General features: G+C 35.9%; 1 pseudogene. It reads left to right on the plus strand.

From position 1 onward, the window contains the following. A pseudogene (locus tag MWU65_RS17480) lies at positions 1–634 on the plus strand (hypothetical protein); the annotation flags it as partial. Positions 635–649: the final 15 nt, after the last annotated feature.

Here is a 649-nt window from a genome sequence, read left to right on the forward strand (position 1 = left end):
TACAACCAATATCAATAAGTTAGAAGCCAAAGGGAAGGACAAACGAGAGGTTGAGTTCTTTGGGAAATTTATCCTATGCAGTAATAACGAAGAGAATTTCATTAAAATAGATGCCAATGAAACCCGATTCTGGGTCATTAAAATTCCAATGTTAGAAAAAGAGGATACTCATTTCCTAGAAAATCTGATTAGTGAAATCCCTGCGTTTATGCATTATTTAGCTAACCGAAAGATGAGTTCCAAGCATTTAACTCGAATGTGGTTTTCAGCCCAGCAAATAAAAACCAAAGCTTTGACAAGGTTGGTTCAAAACAATCGAAATCGTGTAGAAAAGGAACTCGCGAGTATTCTATTGAGCGTGATTGAAAAATTTGACCTTCATGCTGTTGATATATGCCCAATGGATGCTTTACTGGCACTCAACAAAACCCGAGTAAAAACAGATTTAACACAGCTTAGAAAGTTGCTGAAAACAGATTGGAAACTAGGCAACCAGGAGAACTCTAATAAATATCAAAAATTTGTGATTTGGACCGATGGCGATATGACCTTGGTAGATGCTAAAGGCAGATATTTTACTGTTGAAAAGGATTTCTTGACCAAAAATTTTGATGATACGATGACAGAATCGTAGAACCCTACTATTTAT

This window comes from Cellulophaga sp. F20128 (assembly GCF_023015805.1).
Classification (GTDB): Bacteria; Bacteroidota; Bacteroidia; order Flavobacteriales; family Flavobacteriaceae; genus Cellulophaga.